Raw genomic sequence first — 19,166 nt, 5'->3', positions numbered from 1 at the left:
GATTTGAAATCGTGATTGTTCAGAATTGAATAGCAGGTTAGTAAATCACTTTTACTTTTGACGCGCTCTCAATTGCATCTTCAATCGCTGCCTCAGTACTGTTACGACGAGTAAGCGCCACACCTAGACGACGGCGGCCATCGATATCAGGCTTACCAAACAAGCGAACCTGCGTTTGTGGTGCGTCTAGCGCCTCTGTAAGACCTTCAAAACGAATGTTGGTTGAAGTGCCTTGGCCAAGGATAACCGCTGATGCACACGGACCGTATTGCGTGATTGATTTGATCGGCATACCCGTAAAGGCACGTACGTGCAGTGCGAATTCAGATGAGTCTTGAGACATCAATGTCACTAAGCCAGTATCGTGTGGGCGAGGGGATACTTCGTTGAAGATAACGTGATCGCCTTTAACAAACAGCTCTACGCCGAAGATACCGTGACCACCTAGTGCATTAACCACTTGTTTAGCGGTGTATTGCGCGGCTTTAAGTGCGTTGTCTGACATGACTTGTGGTTGCCATGACTCACGGTAATCACCATCTTCTTGGCGGTGGCCGATTGGTGCACAGAAATGAACGCCGTCGACTGCGCGAACGGTAAGTAGCGTAATTTCGTAATCAAAGTCGATGAAGCCTTCAACGATTACGCGACCCGCGCCAGTACGACCGCCTTCTTGTGCGTAGTCCCAAGACTTCTGAATATCTTCTTCTGTTTTGATAACGCTTTGGCCTTTACCTGAAGAGCTCATTACTGGCTTAACAACGCAAGGCATGCCCACGAATTCAACAGCGGCTGAGAAATCTTCAAAGGTGTCTGCAAAGCGGTAAGGAGAAGTGCTCAGTTTTAGTTCTTCTGCCGCTAGACGACGGATACCTTCGCGGTTCATCGTTAGCTTGGTCGCATTCGCAGTTGGAACGACATTTAAGCCTTGTGCTTCTAGCTCTACCAACTTGCTGGTGGCAATAGCTTCAATTTCAGGAACCACATAATCTGGCTTTTCTAGTTCAATGATCGCTTGAAGTGCATCGCCGTCTAACATGTCTAATACATGGTTACGATGCGCAACTTGCATTGCTGGTGCGTCTGCATAACGATCACAAGCAATAACTTCCAAACCTAAACGTTGGCACTCGATAGCAACTTCTTTGCCGAGTTCACCTGAACCTAATAGAAGTACACGAGTAGCATTTTCACGAGTAGCAGTACCAAACATAGAAATTCCTTCCGATCTTTTGAACGATTGATTGAAAACGGGGTGATCATACTTATTTCAATGACAAAAGCAAACGTTTGCGCAAGTTGTTGCGTTAATTACAGGCATAAAAAAAGCAGCCCTGTTAAATAGGGCTGCTTATTTAAATTTTTGTTAATCAGATGTACTTAGATTGCTAAGTAAGTCACTGGAATGTCGGGGTTAATCGCTTCTAATGTAGATTGCGTATCCGCTAGGTGACTGATGCTACCTTCCGCGATTTCTACCAAAGCAGCACTTTCAATTTGTTCGAAATCTAAGCCAGCCAGTTTAAGTTGAATTAACGCGACTTGCAGAGGAGGTAGGCTCGGGTTAAACGCTGCGTTTTCAGCGTAAGCACCCGTAAAAATTTCACCTGACGTCAGTTGTAGCGAAACACCACTTAAGTTTTTGGTGTAAGGAGCATGGCTGCGGTTTAGTGCTGCTAGCGCTTCTACAACAATAGGCGTTGTTTCTTCGGTCGTGTACTTATGATCAAGCTTTGTCATTAGGCCTGTTGTCACACCTAAATCAGCAGGGCCGAACGAGTCTGGCAGGTACTCTTGCAGAGACATTTCATCACGTTGTGGCAGCTGAACTTTAAGTTCTTTTGCTGTTGTCAGTTCGTTCATGAATTGACGACAGTGACCACAAGGACTGAAGTTGATGGTGATATCTGAGATACCTAGTTCGCCTTTCATCCAAGCGTGGCTGATTGCAGATTGCTCAGCGTGAACGGTTTGACCAAGTTGAGCACCAGCGATTTCAAGGTTTGCACCAAAATACAGAGTACCAGACAAACCACGCACGATTGCACCAACATAAAAGTCAGATAACGGAGCGTAAGAATACGCTGCGGCAAAAGGAAGTAGCGCAATACGTAGTTCGTCATCCGCTAGACCACTTGCTTGCAGTAGGCTAGCAAATTGTTCTGGAGACAATGTCGCGTCAAAGTTGTCTGCTAATACGATGTCACTCAAAAGCGCTTTCATTGATGATGGAGCACTTTCCAGCGCCAGGGTAATACGACTGTTCATGTTGAATCCTTAATTGACCTTAGGCTTTAATTCTATGCAATGCTCAGGAATTTTCTGTGGCCTTGATCACCACTGCGCTGTTGTTGTTACATTGGTTTGCATAATTAGAGTGAGGTCACAGATGAAATCGATTGCAAGAGTAAAAACTACCATTGATATCCCACTTATTGCTTGAAATTGAGTTTGGTTTGTCACGTATTGATGAATAAATGAGAGAAAAAAGCCCAAGCTACCACTGAAATAATCAGGTTATGCTTGGGCTTATTGATATCTGTAACGCTTAAAAGTCGCGAACCAGTGAGTTTAGCTATTTACCAACTCATCTATTAGAGCGCGTATAAACTGTAATCAAAGTGGTTAAGAATAGAACCAAACCACGAGCGAAAATATACTCGGCGCAATGATTGAGGTGATAACCCCACAAAGAACCAATGCCAACGAACTGAATGCAGCATCTTCCTGATTCTTTTCAGCACATGTCGCAGTACCTAAAGCGTGAGACACGGTACCCATGGTTAAACCACGCGCGATAGGGCTCTTAATACCAATGAGATTGTAGATTGGGTAAGCAAAAATTGCCCCAAATAGACCAACAATCAATACCAGTATTGCCGCAATCGCTGCTTCACCACCTAAATGGCTCGATACTTCCATCGCAATTGGTGTGGTGACTGATTTACCTAATAAACTCGCAATCAAACTCAAGTCCGCTTTAAAAGCCACTGCGATTAATGCTGTCGTTGTCATCGACATCACACTGCCTAGCGTGCAAGCAAAGGTAATAATGCGCCAGTTGGCTCTGATTTGAGGGAGCTGTTCATAAAGCGGGTAAGCAAGGGCAACAACCGCAGGCTGAAGCATGTAGGTAATCCAGGTGTTGTCGGCATAGTAAGTCTCAAACGGTACTCTAAAGAACGTGAGTATCGGAATGATGATACCAATGCTGATAAGCAGGGGATTACAAAGCGGCGAGTTTACTTTTTGACTTACCCAGCGAGCAAACAGGAATACCACGATGGTGAGTAGAATCCACATGATCAGTTACCTCTCGAAAGCAAGCGGTCTAAAAACCATGATAAGGACACCAACACCAGCAACGTGCCACCAACGGCGCTCGCCATAATTGGCAATGCGTTCGCGATGAGCATGTCGAAGTGATCCATCAACCCAACACTGATCGGAACAAACAGTAAGATCATTAGCCGGATAATCAAGCTTGCACCGGGTTGTACCCAGTGCGAAGGAATAATACCAATCACCATGGCGGCAAACAGAATCAACATGCCAAAAATACTGCCTGGGATTGAGGTATCCAAAAAGTGCTGTAACGCGTTACCTGCTGTAAGTGCACCTATGATTAAGGTGAAGGAGATTAAGCAGTAAACCAGTTGGATCAATCTTTCTTTCAAAGTGTTACGTCTCTTGATAATGGAATTAGCTAGCTAACTTTTCTACGTATTGATAAACCGCCTTCAAGATAGCCATTTTCTTCTCGTCGCTTTCATGTTCATGCGCGAGGTTTTCAAGGTTGAGCATGTACTCTTCTAAACGGCTTTCATAAAACTCACGACAATGGTTCGCCCATTTCAATTGCTCAGCTTCGTCGAGCGTCCATGGAAAATGACGAGCACGGTAACGGAACAGTAACGGTTTAATACGTTCATCACCGAAGGTGATATCTAAAGCTGCCAAGTTATTTGGGTCAGTTTCGCGAATGATGTTCATCGCTGTTTTATCAGCAGGTGAGAAGAAACCGTCATAAAGGTGTGTATCAACATCATCACTCTTTTCGTACTCTCGCTCTTGTGAGTACAGGCCGATCAGTTTTTCGCGGATCTCTGGGTGTTCGCGCAGCAGTGCCAAGTTCTTCAAGCATTGTTGGCGATCAATACCGATGGTTTCGGCATTTTCAGCCGTCAGCGTTTTAGCTGGAGCAAGAATAGGGCACTTGTTCAGTTGAACCAATTTGATTGGTACGGGTAGCTCGTCTTCACCCAGTTCACTGCGTTTGGTGTAGAGTCTGTCTCTGAGTTCATCAGCGTCCAGTTCTAACAGTGGGCTTGGATCTTTGGCTAAATCAACCACGATAACGGCATTTTGATTGGTTGGGTGCCAAGCCATAGGCACAATCCAACTTGTGTAGTTGCAGTCACGGCCAAACATGCCCGAAACGTGCATCAATGGTGTCATGTTTACAATATCAACCAGGTCATTCAGCTTACGCTTATGACGCATGTTGTAGAGGTAATCAAACATCTTAGGTTGTGCGGCCTTTAACTTCTTAGCCAGTTCGATGGTCGCAATAACATCTGCCATCGCATCGTGCGCGTTCTCGTGTTCAATGCCGTTTGCCACAGATAGGTGTTCCAGTTTGAAACTTGGATAACCTTCTTCGTTCTCTGGCCAAACAATGCCTTCAGGGCGCAGTGCGTGAACAGCGCGCATTACATCTAATAGATCCCAACGTGAGTTGCCGTTCTGCCAGCTCCACGCATATGGGTCAATGAAATTTCGGTAACAGGTGTAACGCGTTACTTCATCATCGAATCGGATACTGTTGTAGCCAAGGCTTGTGGTGTTTGGTTTGGCTAACTCAGCATGGATCTTAGCGATAAACTCCGGCTCAGGAAGACCTTGTGAAGCTGCTTTTTGTGGTGTGATACGGGTGATCAGTGCAGCTTCAGGCGCAGGAAGGTAATCAGCAGGAGGTTGGCAATAGATAACCAGAGGCTCTCCAATAACATTGAAATCTTGGTCGGTACGAACACCCGCAAACTGACTCGGACGGTCTTTTGCTGGGCTAACGCCCCACGTTTCGTAATCGAAAAAGAAGTAGGTCGGCTGATTATCTGAACTCATTGAAATTCCTGAACAGCAAGCGCAGAACGTTTACTGTGGCTGAAGGTTAGTTTTGTTCAGTATCTGATAGTATGCGGTACGCGTGCAACCCAGATCACAAATAAATTGTCGGAAAACGGTGCTTTACTATTCAATCGAGTCGGTAGGGATGTCTTTGAATCCAGTTGAGGCGGTATCTTAGTTAATACAATCTGTCTATCGTCCGTTTAATCCGATGGGGGTGAGAGTATCAACTGGACTTTCTGTTTAATGGTTAGCTCTCGGTTTCTCAAATCTTTGAATATAGCCTTCCATTCTTGAAAGGTGACGATTATAGGGTTAAAACTGTTTACTGGTTTAGTGACGCCGTAACGTACGGTTTCAACTTCCGGTTCGAACGTACCAAACAATTTATCCCAAATGATCAAAACACCGACGTAGTTCTTATCTATGTATTGCGGGTTTTTGCCGTGATGTACTCGATGATGCGAAGGGGTGTTAAAGATGTATTCAAGTGGCCCCAAGCTTCGTATCCATTGTGTATGGACGAAGAACTGCAAACCTAGGTTCAGAAGCACTACAAAGATGACCCATTTGGGGTCGAAACCTATGATGACGAGCGGTACCCAAAATAGCCACATGCCTGCGAATGGGTACATCAAACTCTGACGGAAAGCCGTACTGAAGTTCATCTGTTCTGAACTGTGGTGCGCGACGTGCGCGGCCCACATCCAGCGAATACGATGGCTTGCTCTATGGAACCAGTAATAGAAAAAGTCTTGCAACACCATCAACACGACAAAACTCAGAACACCCATTTCAACGTCCATTAAACGCCAACCAAACATCCAGAGATACAACTGAACGACCAATAACCCGGTGAGTAAATCGGAGAGTTGATGCATTCCCGCCAGCGTGAAGTTACACATCACTTCTGAAAGTTTATAGCTGGAGTTTTCCGGCAGTCGACCTTGCTTCTGACCAATAAAATATTCAGCCAACATGCACACCACGAACAAGGGCGCTAATACCAACAGTAGCCATTCTGGGTGATTGATTAATGCGTCAATATTCATGTTTTATCCTTGTTGAGACGCCATACGCGTTCTTGGTATCAAGTTTACTTAGACTTAAGCGTTGGAGATTCGGTCTGCAGCATTTCGCTACCAGCGAGCAAAGTGATCTTCAGTTAGGCCAAGAACACCATCAAGTTGATGTGTCACTCCATTGTTGTCTTCAATCGAGCCAGAAAAGTGACCAATGAACTGACGAAAGTTACTCTTTAACAGCCATAAATTGAGCTTTTCGCTGCGGTTATTTAAGGGCGTAAAGGTCAGGTTTATACGTCCATCTTGTGATGTTATCTGCCAAGGTAAATTCGTGTCTTGGCGACTGAACGTAAACTGTACCGGGTTAAGTAAGTGTCTGGTTCCATTGACCCATAACACGTTTTCGCAGCCTCCGGTTTCATTCACGCCCGCCGCGAGGTTTAAGCCAATATCTGTGCCATTGGATTGCGTGTTGATACTTGCCCAGCGCCAACTGGTTTCACGTCTCATGTAACCCGCTGAAAAGTCATAACCAGCACGAGCTTGTTCGAGAACGAGTGATTCTCCCTTGATTTGGATGCCACCGCTGATGCGCAAAGCATTGTGCTTTTGGGTGTAAGTCCAACCTGAATAACCCGTTGGGCTGCACATCGCCAAGGGCAAGCTGTCTGCTTTAGGCTCTAAAGCGATATCGGCCTTGATGAGTTTGGTATTCAATCTAACTTGCCATTGCCCGCCTTCAATATTAAAGGTGATACTTTGGCCTGCAATGTTTGTCGTGCCGTCAAATGGTGAAGGCGTTACTTGTTTATCAAACCCCAGTGGTCGTAACCATGAACACTCTTCAAGTTTGTTGCTCTCTATATCGTACACATAACAAAATGCCGAGCCTAAGTAGCGAATATCCGCGATCGCGACGCCGATAATGTGTGTGTCGGTGACGATGCTGACAAACTGAAATTGCTTGTAGTGGAAGTGCTTCTGCCAAGGGGCTGCTTTTGAATCCATCGAGTTTCGGTAGTCAAAGTTCTCGATGTTCAGGTGTTTTGGGATGCCATCGAAATGTCCAATGATCGGCTGACCATTAGAATCAATCAAACTGTATGGGGCTGGGTTCGTTTTTATCATTGCGATGGTTCACATAAATTTAACAACTAAAGCCATTGTGCGATGAGTAGCGTAGAATTGGGAGGTCATATTCGGACAAGAGCGCGTGAGCAATCACGATTTTGCTAGCAGTGTTGTTGAAGCTGAGTCGTCATGTTTATGGGAATGGGTTAGATATAAGGAGATTCGATTGGATATTATCGCGGAGTATAAGCCGACCGGACATCGGCATCAATTGGGTACATTAGATATCGCGCTGCTGTTGAATACGTTAGAGCAACGAGGTCTCGATATTGAAAGGCTACTCAATGATGTGGGTTTGCCGAACATGGATTGGCGAGACCCGAATGGAAAGCTGACTTACGCTGACAAACTTTCGTTATTTAGCGCGGCGAATCAGAGTTTTCCTCACGATGGTCTAGGGCTTTGGTTGGGAAAACACGCTAGCTTGAGCCACTTTGGTGTGTTGGGTTATGCGCTATCGACCAGTCAAAATGTCGGGGAGGCCATCAAGTCGGGCTTCAAATATTTGCGCCTGAATGGGCCGATCTTCTCGGTTAAATTGTTTCTAGATTCCGAGCAAGCAGTGATTCAGATAGAGAACACCTTGGAAGTGGGCGATCTGCTCCCTTTCTGCAGTGAGTATTTCTTGAGTTCAATTGTCTCTTTGTTCAAAGAACTGACTGGTCATGAGTTGGATATTCACACTTTGGCTTTGCCTTATGCTCGCACTAATTACGCCAAACTTTATTACGATCGTTTCCAGTGCCCTGTAGTTTTTGAGCAGAGGCATTGTGAATTGCGTTTTGATGCCTCGGTTTTGTCGCAAACCTTATTGACTCATGATGCCGCGACACTGAAGCGCTATCTTGCGTCTTGCCAGTCGATAGTGGAAACGTTGGACTCTGAGCATCTGCTGACTAACCAGATCAAAACGATCTTTTATCAAACCGCAGGCAGTTTCCCGACTATAGAACAACTGGCGGATGAGTTTGGTTGTAGCTCTCGTACACTCAGGAGAGAGCTATTGACCTATGATTCCAGTTATCAAATATTGCTTACCGAAGTTCGAGTGGAACTGGCCAAAGAGCTATTACTCGGCACAACCATGAGCATTGATGACATCGGTGAAAGGCTCGGTTATAGCGACCCTGCAAATTTCAGAAGGGCGTTTAAAGGGTGGCTCAATAAAACGCCCGCGCAGTTTCGTGGCAGATTGAGTGCTTCTGGGTAATTGGCTCGATGTGCGTATAAACGGTATTTCGTGGAAAAGTGGAGGTTGTGAGCAACAAGAAGGGAATATGGACACAGCTTAGATCTATCAGCGCAAATTTTGCGATTGTTCAGTAAACAGAAACCCTAAAAACAGGTATGATAGTGCCGTTTTTAATCCTGAACTGGGAAAGTCATGGCAAAGTTAACACTCCAAGAGCAAATGCTTAAAGCTGGCTTGGTAAATGAGAAAAAATTAAAGAAGGCGAAGAAGGGCTCTAAAAAGTCTCGCGTTCAGTCTCGTGAAGCAAAAGCGGCAGCAGAAGAAACTAAACTGGCGCAGCAAGCGAAAGACAAAGAGTTAAACCAACAGTTGAAAGAACAACAGTTGAGCAAAGAAATTAAAGCTCAAGTGAAGCAACTGATTGAGATGAACAAGATCGAACAGAAGAATGGTGAGATCAAATACAACTTCACCGATGGTACGCTAGTTAAATATCTTTACGTAGAAGATCTGACTCAAAAGCAACTAAGTAAAGGTATTCTAAGTATCGCGCGTCAAGGCGAAAGCTATGTTGTTATCCCTACTGCGGTAGCGAACAAGATCGCGATGCGTGACGAAGAATCTATCGTTGATACTCAAGCTTCAAGCTCAGATGAAGTAGACGAAGATGACCCGTACAAAGACTTCGTGATCCCAGATGATCTAATGTGGTAATTGCCCGTTAGTACTGAGTAGAAGCACGAATTAAAAATGCAGCTGACAATCCTTCGATTGTGGCTGCATTTTTTGTTTATGAGCTGTGAATCTTTTAGGTACTAAACGACCACTAGCTAACTAATTAGTTAGATCTCGGTTGAAGCGATCAGGCGTCACCGGGCTTCTCACGTTTGCTGTTCCAACCCATAAAGTTGTAAAGGTTGTAACGAGCAAACCCCAATTGTTCATGCAATGCAAAGTCTGTAACTGCGAAGTTGTACCATAATGGTAACCATGAAATTTGAGCAGCCATGTAGTCGGCTCGTACTGGGACGACGTTTAATCCAAAATGATTAAAGTAGAGTTCACTACGACGAATATGTAGGCCTGATGAAACAAGAACAATGTTGTCGAACTGGTGATGCTTCATTAAGTCACTGGTGAGCTGCGCGTTTTTCCAAGTGTTGACGCTATTCGATTCTTGAATGATATCGGCTAGTGGAACGCCGAGTCTAAGCAACTGCTGTTGATAAACTTCCGCTTCGGTTACACCATTATTTTGTGCATCTCCACCACTAACAATCACTTTGCATATGGTTTGAGCCTTCGCACAGTTTTTATATTGGCTTGCCGTTTCATTGATGCGACCGAACGAGAAAAAGGTCGGCTCAAATTCTTGTGTACTTGCGATGAGTTGAGTACCAGCACCAAGCAAGACAATGGCATTGTGAGAGGTCCACTGAATGTCAGGTTTGCGCTCATAATTGGCTTGCAGGTCGTTTAGTAGATAGCGAGGGATTAAACCCGAACCAATCAATATAAATAAAGAGAGAAGAAGAAGTTTGATAAAACTAGAGGTTTTTCGCCACTGAAATAAACGTGTAACGCCAACGAAGACTAGAAGAAGTAATAATATAATAAAGCTCATGAGGATCCTGTTATCGAACGGGTGCCAGAATGATGTGACATATTGAAGCGGTGCATCATATATCAGTTTGGCTGATGTTTCATGGCTAACTTATTGTACTATTGAACAAATATAGAGTTTTGCGTTATAGAATGTGGATGGTCGTAAAGTAATAAACAAAACTAATAAGCAATAAAAAACCGACGCATGTGCATCGGTTTTTGTTTAACGAGACTCAAGTTATTGGATCAATCGAACCCATTAAGCGTTCGCTTGTTCCAAATCTTGCTGCTTGTCCTTTTTAGCCAATAGGCGGCTTGTGATTGTACCAGCTGTCATTGCACCAGATACGTTAAGCGCTGTACGTGCCATATCGATAAGTGGCTCGATAGAGATAAGCAGTGCTGCGATAGTTACAGGAAGCCCCATCGCTGGCAGTACGATAAGCGCCGCGAATGTTGCACCGCCACCCACACCAGCAATACCGAAAGAGCTCACTGTGATAATAGCAATCAGAGACAGAATGAAGTTGATGTCCATTGGGTCAATACCAACCGTAGGTGCAACCATAACTGCAAGCATTGCAGGGTAGATACCCGCACAACCGTTTTGACCAATCGTTGCACCGAAAGAGGCAGACAGGTTAGCAATCGCTGGTGGTACGTTAAGCTTAGTGATTTGAGCTTCAACGTTCAGTGGAATCGTTGCTGCAGAACTACGAGACGTGAAAGCGAACGTCAGTACTGGCCAGATCTTTTGGAAGTACTCTTTCGGGTTCACACCAACAAAAGAAACCAACACACCGTGTACAACGAACATCAGTAGAATCGCTACGTAAGACGCTACGATGAAACCTAGTAGGCTTAAGATGTCAGAAGCGCTTGATGTTGCCACTACTTTCGCCATTAACGCTGCGATGCCATATGGTGTTAGTGCCATGATCATCTTAACTAAGCGCATCACGATAGATTGAGCCGCTTCAACGAAGGTACGGATTGGAGATTCTAGTTCTTCTTTCTCTGCCATCACTTTACGAGCAGCGATACCCGTTAGCACACCAAAGATAACCACTGCGATAATAGACGTAGAGCGAGCGCCCGTTAGGTCTGCAAATGGGTTAGTCGGAATAAAGCTAATCAGCATCTGCGGAATTGTTAGGTCTGAAACGCTGCCAATGCGGCTTTCTAGTGTTGCGATACGTGCTGTTTCGCGAGCGCCTTCTGTTAAGCCTTCAGCAGATAAGCCGAATGTTTGCGTAACAACAATACCAACAATCGCAGAGATTGCTGTGGTTGCTAGCAGGACAGAAATGGTGATGCCAGAAATCTTGCCCAGTGAACCGCCTTTCTCAAGCTTAACTACCGCCGCAATCATTGAAACTAGTACTAATGGCATGATGACCATTTTCAGTAAGCCAACGTAACCACGACCAACAATGTTTACCCAGTCTAGCGTTTCGTTAATAACAGGATTGCCTTCACCAAATAGCAGCTGAAGACCAAGGCCGAAAGCACTACCAAAAACTAAACCTAATAGAACTAAGCGCGATAACGTGTTTTCTTTTTTCTGCTGTCCGTAGAGAAAGAAGAGGATACCAGTGAATACCGCTAAGGCAGCGATAGCTGAAAATGACATTTGTTTTCCTTATGAATTTCTTTAAATCGATAGGGCGCTTAGATATATGGGCGCAAATACTGTTAGCTACAGTAGCGACCTGTAACAAAACGTAAAATAAGGAAAAGTAATTTAATAGAACGATTAGTAATATCCACTCAATAGGATGGGTGGATATTCAACATTGTGATGAATAGGTGAGCTTTTTAGCGATATTTTGCCAATAAATTGAGCATGTCACTTGACGAGTAAATTTCGATATTTTGGAAATTATTTTCGAATAATCGGAACAACATTGCTTTAGCTACGTCTTCCGACTGAATAGGGCGTAGGTTTTTGAACTTACCAAACATAAATGGAGACAGCAGAGGAAAGACACTTTGCAGGAGTTTTTCATCAGCTCTTGGTTCATCACGCTCACCAACCAGCGGTCCGGGGCGTGCGATGAAAAGTTGCTTGAAGCCAATACGTTTTAAGTTTTGCTCCATTTGCCCCTTGCAACGAAGGTAGTGCGAATAGGAATCTGGTGAAGCGCCATAGCTAGAAACGACCGCGACGCGTTGAACCCCAAGAAATTTCATCGACTGAGCGACTTGGCTAACCAGCTCCACATCGATTTTGCGCAGTGCTTCTTTTGATCCTGCCTTTTTCTTAGTCGTACCTAAGCAGATAACGCCAAGATTTGGCGTGGCTTGGGTATCGTCCCAACTGGTGACTTGCAGGTCGCTGTGAATAAGCGTGTGGAGCTTGTTGGAGTCAAACTGTGAATTTAGTGCTCTTCGAGATAGGGCATAGATATGCTCGACGGCAGGTTCGTCGGTGAGCAGTTTCATCACATGTTGGCCAATTAGCCCAGTAGCACCAGCCACTACGACCGATGTTTTGTCTCCAGAAATGCTCATCCTAACTCCTTACTCGCTTCACAAGTGCTTGTTTAATATAAACAGTGTTTGAATTTTAAGCGAATAAAAGTTTGATAAATGAGGGGCGAATGCTGAGTGGCTAATGACGTATTTAATATAGTAGGGATCTGAATCCGGTGTTGGTTGAGTCTCAAACATAACAAAGCCCGCTGGGCGACGGGCTTTGTTACTTGCTTTGCTGCTTACTAGGTGAAGGACAGTGGGATTTTCCTTACCTTTTTGCTGGTTTTCTTATTTGGCTTTCTTTTACTTGAGTTCGGAATCATTACACCTCCTAAATCGCTGTTCTGTTGAGTATTTCTATCGCTTGTGTTTCTTTGTGTAGCGTCAGTGTTGTGGGAATTCACTGTATGGGTACTTATCAATGGAGAGATTAACAAGTGTTTTAGATAAAGCATAAACGATGCCAAAATGTAAGTTATTGATAAATCTATTATCAGAATTGTTGGTGTTATAGGGTTCGTCAATTTGATTGTCAATTTGATTGTCAATTTGAGAAAAAACTAACGTGATCTGTCTAAATTAAGAACACTCTCTGCGGTTTCTGTTGATTAGGCATAGATACAGCATTGCTTAACACGTAAACTGAACCGTAATTCACATAGACCAAGGACGTGCTATGAACTTCAAGCTTGATACTCTTGCTCCCACTCAGATTTATCACCTGATGACACAAACCGTTGTTCCTCGCCCTATTGCGTGGGCATTGACGGAATCTTCTGATCAAGAGTACAACCTAGCGCCTTTCTCTTATTTCACACCCGTTTCCAGCAATCCACCGCTACTGATGTTGTCGGTCGGGAAGAAGCCAACGGGCGAAATCAAAGATACCACTCGTAACGCCCTTGAAACGGGTAAGCTGGTGATCCATATCGCGTCTTCAAGTTCTGCAGAAATAATGACGGCAACAGCTGCCACTCTCGATCATGGTGATTCTGAAGTAACCGCGAATAATATTGAGCTGGTTGAATTTGAGGGCTTTTCTTTACCGAGAGTGAAAGAGTGCGCCGTGGCTTTTGGCTGCACATTGTATGAAGTTAAAGAAGTCGGTGAAGTACCGCAAAGCCTTATCTTTGCTCAAGTTGAACAGGTGTATATCTCTGAAGGTGTGATCGATAAAGAGAGAGATCGCTTGAAGATTGATGCACTAGCACTTGATCCTTTATCTCGACTGGGCGGCGGTGAATACGCGACGCTTTCTAATGTGTTCTCTGTAGCACGCCCTAAATAGCTTTCCTAACTAAACCGTACCCAGAATAAGCGTTTTTAAAACTATGTTAGATACCCAATACTCGCAGTACATCCAACACCGTATTGACCAAAAAACCAAGCCACATGGCGCGCTTGGCTTACTAGAAAAAGTCGCGCATCAACTGGCATTGATTCAGAGCCAAGGCAAACAAGCTGCGGTTGAACACATCGAATTGAATACGCCAAGTATCATTATATTTGCTGGCGACCATGGCATAGCTGATGAAGGTGTGAGTATTGCTCCAAGCGCGGTAACACAGCAGATGGTGTTGAACTTCCTAAATGGAGGTGCAGCGATTAATTGCTTCTGTGCGGTGAATAATATCGATATCACGGTAGTCGACACGGGGATATTGTTGCCTGTGGAATCTGATAGTGGCATGTTGATTTCTCAGCGCTTGGGTACGCGAACCAAAAACTTTGCCAACGAAGCGGCAATGAATTTAGAAACGGTGGAACGTGGGATTGAACTGGGCGCAGAGCTTGTATCTAGAACCATTTCGAATGGCACTAATATCATCATGTTTGGTGAAATGGGCATCGGCAATACCAGCAGCGCGTCAGCGATTTTAAGTGCGTTAGCGAATCGTTCTGCAGATGAATGTGTTGGCCTCGGAACTGGCATCAACAATGAACAGCTTACACGTAAAGTGACTGTGGTTGAGCAAGGTGTTGCACGTTGCAAAGGTTTAGATGCGACTGAAGTTAAAGATATTAAAGAGGTACTAGCACAAGTCGGCGGTTATGAAATCGTTCAAATGGTCGGTGGTTTCCTTGGTGCTTACCAAAACAGAACACCAGTATTAGTCGATGGCTTTATCGTGTCGGTTGCGGCGTATGTCGCGACTCTAATTGAACCGAGTTGCCGTGATTACATGATCTTTGCTCATCGCTCTGAAGAGTCGGGGCACAAGATTCTATTTGAGCTGCTAGACGCTGAGCCACTGCTCGATCTTGGATTGAGATTGGGCGAGGGCACAGGTGCTGCGCTAGCTATGCCAATAATTCGTGCGGCGGCAGAGTTCTATAACAACATGGCGAGTTTTGCGAGTGCTGGAGTCACGGTTTAATGAGTGATGCACCAAAAAGATCGTTGAAAGATAGCATCACATACCAATGGGAACTTTTTTCGTTGGCGATGGGTTTCTTTTCTCGTTTGCCGATGCCGAAGAATACGCCTTATTCAGAAGAGCGCATGAATCGTTCGGGTCGCTACTTTTCAACGGTTGGTTTGTTACTTGGTGTTCTGTGTGGCGGTGTGTTCTTGCTACTCGATGTCATATTGCCAAGCACAGTGGCCATCTTTTCAATGATGAGCTTTAGCTTGATGCTAACCGGTGCTTTCCATGAAGATGGTTTAACCGATATGGCCGATGGTATTGGCGGCGGCATGACCTTAGAACGCCGCTTGACCATTATGAAAGACAGTCGAATTGGTACTTATGGCGCGTCTGCACTGGTTATGACTCTGCTTGGCAAGTGGGTATTATTGAATGAACTGGTGAACATGACCGGTTTGTTTATGGTTATCGTGACCAGTTATACCTTTAGCCGCGCAATTGCCGCATCGCTTATTTATGACATGCCTTATGTCAGTGATTTAGAGACCAGTAAAAGTAAGCCATTGGCGAACAAGCAAACTAAAGGTGAACTTGTCTTTTTATTGCTTGTGGGCGTTCTTCCTAGCTTGTGGTTTGGTCTTGAGCTTGCTTTGGTTTTATCTGTCGTCGCCTACCTGTTTAGATTAGGTTTCAAAAAATGGTTAACGGCTCGAATTGGTGGCTTTACTGGCGACTGTTTGGGTGCGGCTCAACAGTTGATGGAGTTGCTGACTTACCTTGTGTTCATTACTGCTTTTTACAATGGTTTTCCATAACAGGTTCCTATGACAAACACGAATCAAATTAATCAAGTAAGTCAGCGAAATAGCCATTTGGTATTGGGTGGGGCTCGTTCTGGTAAGTCGAGTTTTGCAGAACAACAGGCATTATGTTCGCTTGCAGCATGTTCAAATGGACGTCTCAACTATATTGCGACGGCCACTTATTTGGACGACGAAATGCGTGAGAGAATTGCGCATCATCAGCAACGTCGTGGCGAGCTGTGGATTGAGCATGAAGCCCCTGTTGAATTAGCCGAAAAACTGCAGTCTTTTGATCAAAACGATGTAGTGTTGATTGACTGCCTAACTTTGTGGTTGAACAACATTATTTTTGAGTTGGGTGATGATGCGACCAATGAACAGGTTGAGGCCGTGGTTGAAGTTTTAGTGAAAAGCGTAGAGCAAAGCCCAGCGCAAATTATCATGGTTTCTAACGAAGTCGGTTTAGGTGTGGTGCCGCTGGGGAAAGTGTCGCGCCTATTTGTCGACAATGCGGGTCGCATGAACCAAGCGCTAGCTCGCGTCGTTGAACGCGTTACGCTGGTTGCAGCAGGATTACCACTGAGCTTAAAACCGTCGAGCCATTCGACTCAAAACTCGACTCATAATTAGATTGGTATCAAAGGTTAGTTGAACAAATGGAAAATGGAACAACCAAAAACATCTATCTATTAAGACATGGCAAAGTCGAAGGCGAAGCGGCACTTAATGGTTTATCCGATGTGTTGGTTAATCCTGATCTTCAAGATCGGATATGTGGGGCATTAGCAAAACAAGATATTGCCTTTGATTGCCTGGTTACCTCGCCATTAAGGCGATGCAGCGATCTCGCAAACAGATACGCACAGCGTATGTCTGTGCCTTTATCTGTAGCACCAGACTTTCAGGAAATGAACTTCGGTGACGTTGATGGTGTCCCATTTGATGAGCTTGAAGACAAGTGGGGAATGCTAGAAACCTTTTGGCAAGATCCTGCTAATCATCAACTGACTGGTGCAGAAAGTTTACAGAGCTTCCACGACAGAGTAACTCAAGCTTGGTCGCAACTTTTGAATGATCCAAGTGACAATATATTGTTGGTTACCCATGGTGGTGTGATTCGCATACTGCTAGCGCATTGTCTTGATATTGATTGGAAAAATCCGAGTTTGTACTCGAAGCTATCGATAGAAAACGCGTCGATAACTCATATTCAAATCACTCAGTTTGCGCAGAGCTTTACCAGTGTCAAATCGATAGGGCTACCTGTTCTCTGAGTGTTCAAAAAACACAGTTTAAGAGTTAACAATCTATTGGACCTGTAAATTGAAACAGAAACAGAAACAGAAATAGAAATAGAAATAGAACCAGAAATAGAAGTATAAAGCGGCGTTTACAGCCGCTATACCAGATTGGTATTACTACCTACGTGAAAGGAATTTAGTCATGACAACACCGAGTTGGGATCTAAGCATTGCTTATCGTGATCTTGATGATGCAAAAATCGAGCAGGACATTGAACTCATCCAGCAGTGCATTGAGCTGTTGTACCTACACGTTGAAAAGCGTCATATTATCCTAGCGATGCAAAACGCCATTCAAACTTCTGAAGCGGCAGGCACGTTACTGAGTACAATCAACACCTTCGCTAACTGCCACGCATCGGTAGACGCGACACACACAGAAGCCAAAGCACTGCTTGGTCGAGTTGCGAAACTGAATTCTGAAATGTCTCAAGCGTTCAGCCCTTATGAAGACACGCTAATCCACGCAGAACCAGAGTTTATTGATGCAGTTTTAGAGCATGACAGCGCAGATGTAGCAGGACAACGCTTTGCGATTGAAAGCTCGCGTAAGTTATCAAGCAGCCGCCTTAGTGTTGCTGAAGAGCAGTTATTAGCCGCGATGAAGGTTGATGGCCGTGATGGATGGGGTCGTTTGTACGATAACTTAACCGGTTCTTTAAAACTGTCGCTAAAGCTGAACGGTGAAGACGAAGCGCTAGGTTTTTCACAAGCTGCGAGCTTGTTGTACGGCAGCGAATTCGACAAACAAGAACCGGCATGGCGCGCAGTCCAAGGCGCAATGAAAACGCATCAAGAGTCGTTTGCTTCGATTCTAAATGCATTGGCGGGTTGGCGACTAACGGAAAACAAAAAGCGCTCGAAAATTAGCGATGTGCATTTCCTTGCTCCAAGCCTACACGGTAGCCGCATTGTGCCAGAAACGTTAGACACCATGATGTCGGTAGCAAAAGCTAATCGAACGGTTGGCCAGAAAGCGGGTTTGTTGATGGCAAGAGTTCACGGGCTCGATGAAATGAAGCCTTGGAATCATTTAGCAGCAATGCCACCACTTGGTGACGCTGAATCTAAGATCTACCCATTTGATGAAGCGATCGAAGTGATCAAAACTGCGTTCGCTGAAGTGAATCCAGAGATGGCTGATTTTGTCGCTTTGATGGTTGAGAACGGTTGGATTGATGCAGCTCCAGCTGCGAACAAACGTCTAGGTGCGTACTGCACCAAGTTTGCTGCGACACGTACCCCGCTTGTGTTCATGACATGGAGTGGTAGTCGCTCAGACTTAATGACATTGGCGCATGAGCTAGGCCATGCGTTCCATAACTGGGTGATGAAGGACATGCCTTTGTGTCAGACACGCTACCCAATGACTCTAGCAGAAACCGCTTCGATCTTTGCTGAAAACATCGTCCGTGACCACTTGTTAAAACAAGCACAAACACGCAATGAGAAACTTGAAATGTTGTGGGAAGAGCTTTCTTCTTCTTTGGCATTAATGGTGAATATTCCCGTTCGTTTTGAGTTTGAGAAAGCCTTCTATGAGCAGCGTGAAAAAGGTGAGCTAACGGCTCAGCAGCTGTGTGACTTGATGGAAACCACTTGGAAGGAGTGGTATGGCGATGCAATGACAGAAGCCGACCCTTACTTCTGGGCAAGCAAACTGCACTTCAGCATCTCTCAAGTGAGCTTCTACAACTACCCATACCTGTTCGGTTACCTGTTCAGTAAAGGTGTTTACGCTCAGCGCGATGCGAAAGGTGAGCAATTCTACGGCGATTACGTTTCGTTGCTTCGTGATACGGGCAGCATGATGGCGGAAGAAGTCGTTCAAAAGCACTTAGGAATGGACCTGACTCAAGCTGACTTTTGGCAACAAAGCATCGACATGGTCAAAGTTCAAATCGATGAATTTGAAAGATTGCTCGATCAGGAAGATTAATTGATCTCAATCTGTTCATGGTAGGTAAGAGCTGTGTTAGCTTACGTGGCTCTTATCTTGCTGATATAAACAGAGATAACCAAAAGTTGTTCTAAATAGGTAAAATTATTTGGAACAGATGTCGGTTAGTAAAGTCAGCAGGTAATACAAAAATATATGGGTAGTATTTGTGAGTGATAACGGAGTTTCTATT

The 19,166-nt window shown here is 44.7% G+C and carries 18 protein-coding genes; 8 read left to right on the top strand and 10 right to left on the bottom strand.

Going from position 1 to position 19,166, the window contains the following annotated elements:
- Window positions 1-37: 37 nt before the first annotated feature.
- From purT to OCV30_RS08620, 7 genes are all read right to left on the bottom strand, one after another.
- On the bottom strand, window positions 38-1,213 hold the full coding sequence (gene purT / locus OCV30_RS08650) for a formate-dependent phosphoribosylglycinamide formyltransferase (protein ID WP_065678670.1): 1,176 nt from the start codon (window positions 1,211-1,213) through the stop codon (window positions 38-40).
- A gap of 167 nt (window positions 1,214-1,380) precedes the next feature.
- On the bottom strand, window positions 1,381-2,268 hold the full coding sequence (gene cdd / locus OCV30_RS08645) for a cytidine deaminase (protein WP_065678669.1): 888 nt from the start codon (window positions 2,266-2,268) through the stop codon (window positions 1,381-1,383).
- A 357-nt stretch (window positions 2,269-2,625) separates the two neighbouring features.
- On the bottom strand, window positions 2,626-3,303 hold the full coding sequence (locus tag OCV30_RS08640; RefSeq protein WP_017099721.1) for an LrgB family protein: 678 nt from the start codon (window positions 3,301-3,303) through the stop codon (window positions 2,626-2,628).
- Between the two features lie 2 nt (window positions 3,304-3,305).
- Complete coding sequence (locus OCV30_RS08635; RefSeq protein ID WP_065678668.1) at window positions 3,306-3,677, bottom strand: CidA/LrgA family protein; 372 nt, start codon at window positions 3,675-3,677, stop codon at window positions 3,306-3,308.
- Between the two features lie 25 nt (window positions 3,678-3,702).
- On the bottom strand, window positions 3,703-5,127 hold the full coding sequence (gene sbcB, locus OCV30_RS08630; protein ID WP_017091224.1) for an exodeoxyribonuclease I: 1,425 nt from the start codon (window positions 5,125-5,127) through the stop codon (window positions 3,703-3,705).
- A 206-nt stretch (window positions 5,128-5,333) separates the two neighbouring features.
- Window positions 5,334-6,182, bottom strand: coding sequence for a sterol desaturase family protein (locus OCV30_RS08625; RefSeq protein WP_065678667.1), 849 nt, complete (start codon window positions 6,180-6,182; stop codon window positions 5,334-5,336).
- An 87-nt stretch (window positions 6,183-6,269) separates the two neighbouring features.
- Window positions 6,270-7,283 (bottom strand): DUF2804 domain-containing protein, encoded by a 1,014-nt coding sequence (locus tag OCV30_RS08620; protein ID WP_065678666.1) that lies wholly within the window; start codon window positions 7,281-7,283, stop codon window positions 6,270-6,272.
- A gap of 169 nt (window positions 7,284-7,452) precedes the next feature.
- Here OCV30_RS08620 and OCV30_RS08615 point away from each other — a divergent pair, with 169 nt between their 5' ends.
- Window positions 7,453-8,496, top strand: a complete 1,044-nt coding sequence (locus OCV30_RS08615; RefSeq protein WP_065678665.1) for an AraC family transcriptional regulator — start codon at window positions 7,453-7,455, stop codon at window positions 8,494-8,496.
- Window positions 8,497-8,670: 174 nt separating this feature from the next.
- Complete coding sequence (locus OCV30_RS08610; RefSeq protein WP_004734880.1) at window positions 8,671-9,192, top strand: DUF2058 domain-containing protein; 522 nt, start codon at window positions 8,671-8,673, stop codon at window positions 9,190-9,192.
- A gap of 148 nt (window positions 9,193-9,340) precedes the next feature.
- Here OCV30_RS08610 and OCV30_RS08605 read toward each other — a convergent pair whose 3' ends face one another.
- The 3 genes from OCV30_RS08605 to OCV30_RS08595 form a co-directional block, all read right to left on the bottom strand.
- On the bottom strand, window positions 9,341-10,102 hold the full coding sequence (locus OCV30_RS08605) for a YdcF family protein (RefSeq protein WP_017102192.1): 762 nt from the start codon (window positions 10,100-10,102) through the stop codon (window positions 9,341-9,343).
- A gap of 240 nt (window positions 10,103-10,342) precedes the next feature.
- A complete protein-coding gene (locus tag OCV30_RS08600) occupies window positions 10,343-11,716 on the bottom strand; it encodes an L-cystine transporter (RefSeq protein WP_065678664.1) in 1,374 nt (457 codons plus the stop codon).
- A gap of 185 nt (window positions 11,717-11,901) precedes the next feature.
- The gene (locus OCV30_RS08595; protein WP_065678663.1) at window positions 11,902-12,597 is read right to left on the bottom strand and encodes an NAD-dependent epimerase/dehydratase family protein; all 696 of its coding nucleotides are present in this window, start codon (window positions 12,595-12,597) and stop codon (window positions 11,902-11,904) included.
- Window positions 12,598-13,237: 640 nt separating this feature from the next.
- Here OCV30_RS08595 and OCV30_RS08590 point away from each other — a divergent pair.
- From OCV30_RS08590 to OCV30_RS08565, 6 genes are all read left to right on the top strand, one after another.
- Window positions 13,238-13,849, top strand: coding sequence for a flavin reductase family protein (locus OCV30_RS08590; RefSeq protein WP_065678662.1), 612 nt, complete (start codon window positions 13,238-13,240; stop codon window positions 13,847-13,849).
- 43 nt (window positions 13,850-13,892) lie between these two features.
- Window positions 13,893-14,939, top strand: coding sequence for a nicotinate-nucleotide--dimethylbenzimidazole phosphoribosyltransferase (gene cobT, locus OCV30_RS08585; protein WP_065678661.1), 1,047 nt, complete (start codon window positions 13,893-13,895; stop codon window positions 14,937-14,939).
- Window positions 14,939-15,745 (top strand): adenosylcobinamide-GDP ribazoletransferase, encoded by an 807-nt coding sequence (locus tag OCV30_RS08580; protein ID WP_065678660.1) that lies wholly within the window; start codon window positions 14,939-14,941, stop codon window positions 15,743-15,745. The genes cobT and OCV30_RS08580 overlap by 1 nt, the downstream gene beginning before the upstream one ends.
- Window positions 15,746-15,754: 9 nt before the next feature.
- A complete protein-coding gene (cobU, locus tag OCV30_RS08575) occupies window positions 15,755-16,363 on the top strand; it encodes a bifunctional adenosylcobinamide kinase/adenosylcobinamide-phosphate guanylyltransferase (protein WP_065678659.1) in 609 nt (202 codons plus the stop codon).
- A 26-nt stretch (window positions 16,364-16,389) separates the two neighbouring features.
- The gene (gene cobC / locus OCV30_RS08570) at window positions 16,390-17,007 is read left to right on the top strand and encodes an alpha-ribazole phosphatase family protein (RefSeq protein WP_065678658.1); all 618 of its coding nucleotides are present in this window, start codon (window positions 16,390-16,392) and stop codon (window positions 17,005-17,007) included.
- Between the two features lie 169 nt (window positions 17,008-17,176).
- Window positions 17,177-18,973 carry a M3 family oligoendopeptidase gene (locus tag OCV30_RS08565; protein ID WP_065678657.1) on the top strand — a complete coding sequence of 599 codons (1,797 nt, stop codon included), beginning with the start codon at window positions 17,177-17,179 and terminating at the stop codon, window positions 18,971-18,973.
- The last annotated feature ends 193 nt before the right edge of the window (window positions 18,974-19,166 follow it).

Source organism: Vibrio atlanticus (assembly GCF_024347315.1).
Taxonomy (GTDB): domain Bacteria; phylum Pseudomonadota; class Gammaproteobacteria; order Enterobacterales; family Vibrionaceae; genus Vibrio; species Vibrio atlanticus.
The sequence above is the reverse complement of the archived record's forward strand: the minus strand, read 5'-3'. Positions and strand labels throughout refer to the sequence as shown.

What these genes read in the sequence shown, in the direction of transcription:
- purT (WP_065678670.1), bottom strand. Translation starts at nt 1,213, where the DNA reads ATGTTTGGTACTGCTACTCGTGAAAATGCTACTCGTGTACTTCTATTA.
- cdd (WP_065678669.1), bottom strand. Translation starts at nt 2,268, where the DNA reads ATGAACAGTCGTATTACCCTGGCGCTGGAAAGTGCTCCATCATCAATG.
- OCV30_RS08640 (WP_017099721.1), bottom strand. Translation starts at nt 3,303, where the DNA reads ATGTGGATTCTACTCACCATCGTGGTATTCCTGTTTGCTCGCTGGGTA.
- sbcB (WP_017091224.1), bottom strand. Translation starts at nt 5,127, where the DNA reads ATGAGTTCAGATAATCAGCCGACCTACTTCTTTTTCGATTACGAAACG.
- OCV30_RS08625 (WP_065678667.1), bottom strand. Translation starts at nt 6,182, where the DNA reads ATGAATATTGACGCATTAATCAATCACCCAGAATGGCTACTGTTGGTA.
- OCV30_RS08620 (WP_065678666.1), bottom strand. Translation starts at nt 7,283, where the DNA reads ATGATAAAAACGAACCCAGCCCCATACAGTTTGATTGATTCTAATGGT.
- OCV30_RS08610 (WP_004734880.1), top strand. Translation starts at nt 8,671, where the DNA reads ATGGCAAAGTTAACACTCCAAGAGCAAATGCTTAAAGCTGGCTTGGTA.
- OCV30_RS08605 (WP_017102192.1), bottom strand. Translation starts at nt 10,102, where the DNA reads ATGAGCTTTATTATATTATTACTTCTTCTAGTCTTCGTTGGCGTTACA.
- OCV30_RS08600 (WP_065678664.1), bottom strand. Translation starts at nt 11,716, where the DNA reads ATGTCATTTTCAGCTATCGCTGCCTTAGCGGTATTCACTGGTATCCTC.
- OCV30_RS08595 (WP_065678663.1), bottom strand. Translation starts at nt 12,597, where the DNA reads ATGAGCATTTCTGGAGACAAAACATCGGTCGTAGTGGCTGGTGCTACT.
- OCV30_RS08590 (WP_065678662.1), top strand. Translation starts at nt 13,238, where the DNA reads ATGAACTTCAAGCTTGATACTCTTGCTCCCACTCAGATTTATCACCTG.
- cobT (WP_065678661.1), top strand. Translation starts at nt 13,893, where the DNA reads ATGTTAGATACCCAATACTCGCAGTACATCCAACACCGTATTGACCAA.
- OCV30_RS08580 (WP_065678660.1), top strand. Translation starts at nt 14,939, where the DNA reads ATGAGTGATGCACCAAAAAGATCGTTGAAAGATAGCATCACATACCAA.
- cobU (WP_065678659.1), top strand. Translation starts at nt 15,755, where the DNA reads ATGACAAACACGAATCAAATTAATCAAGTAAGTCAGCGAAATAGCCAT.
- cobC (WP_065678658.1), top strand. Translation starts at nt 16,390, where the DNA reads ATGGAAAATGGAACAACCAAAAACATCTATCTATTAAGACATGGCAAA.
- OCV30_RS08565 (WP_065678657.1), top strand. Translation starts at nt 17,177, where the DNA reads ATGACAACACCGAGTTGGGATCTAAGCATTGCTTATCGTGATCTTGAT.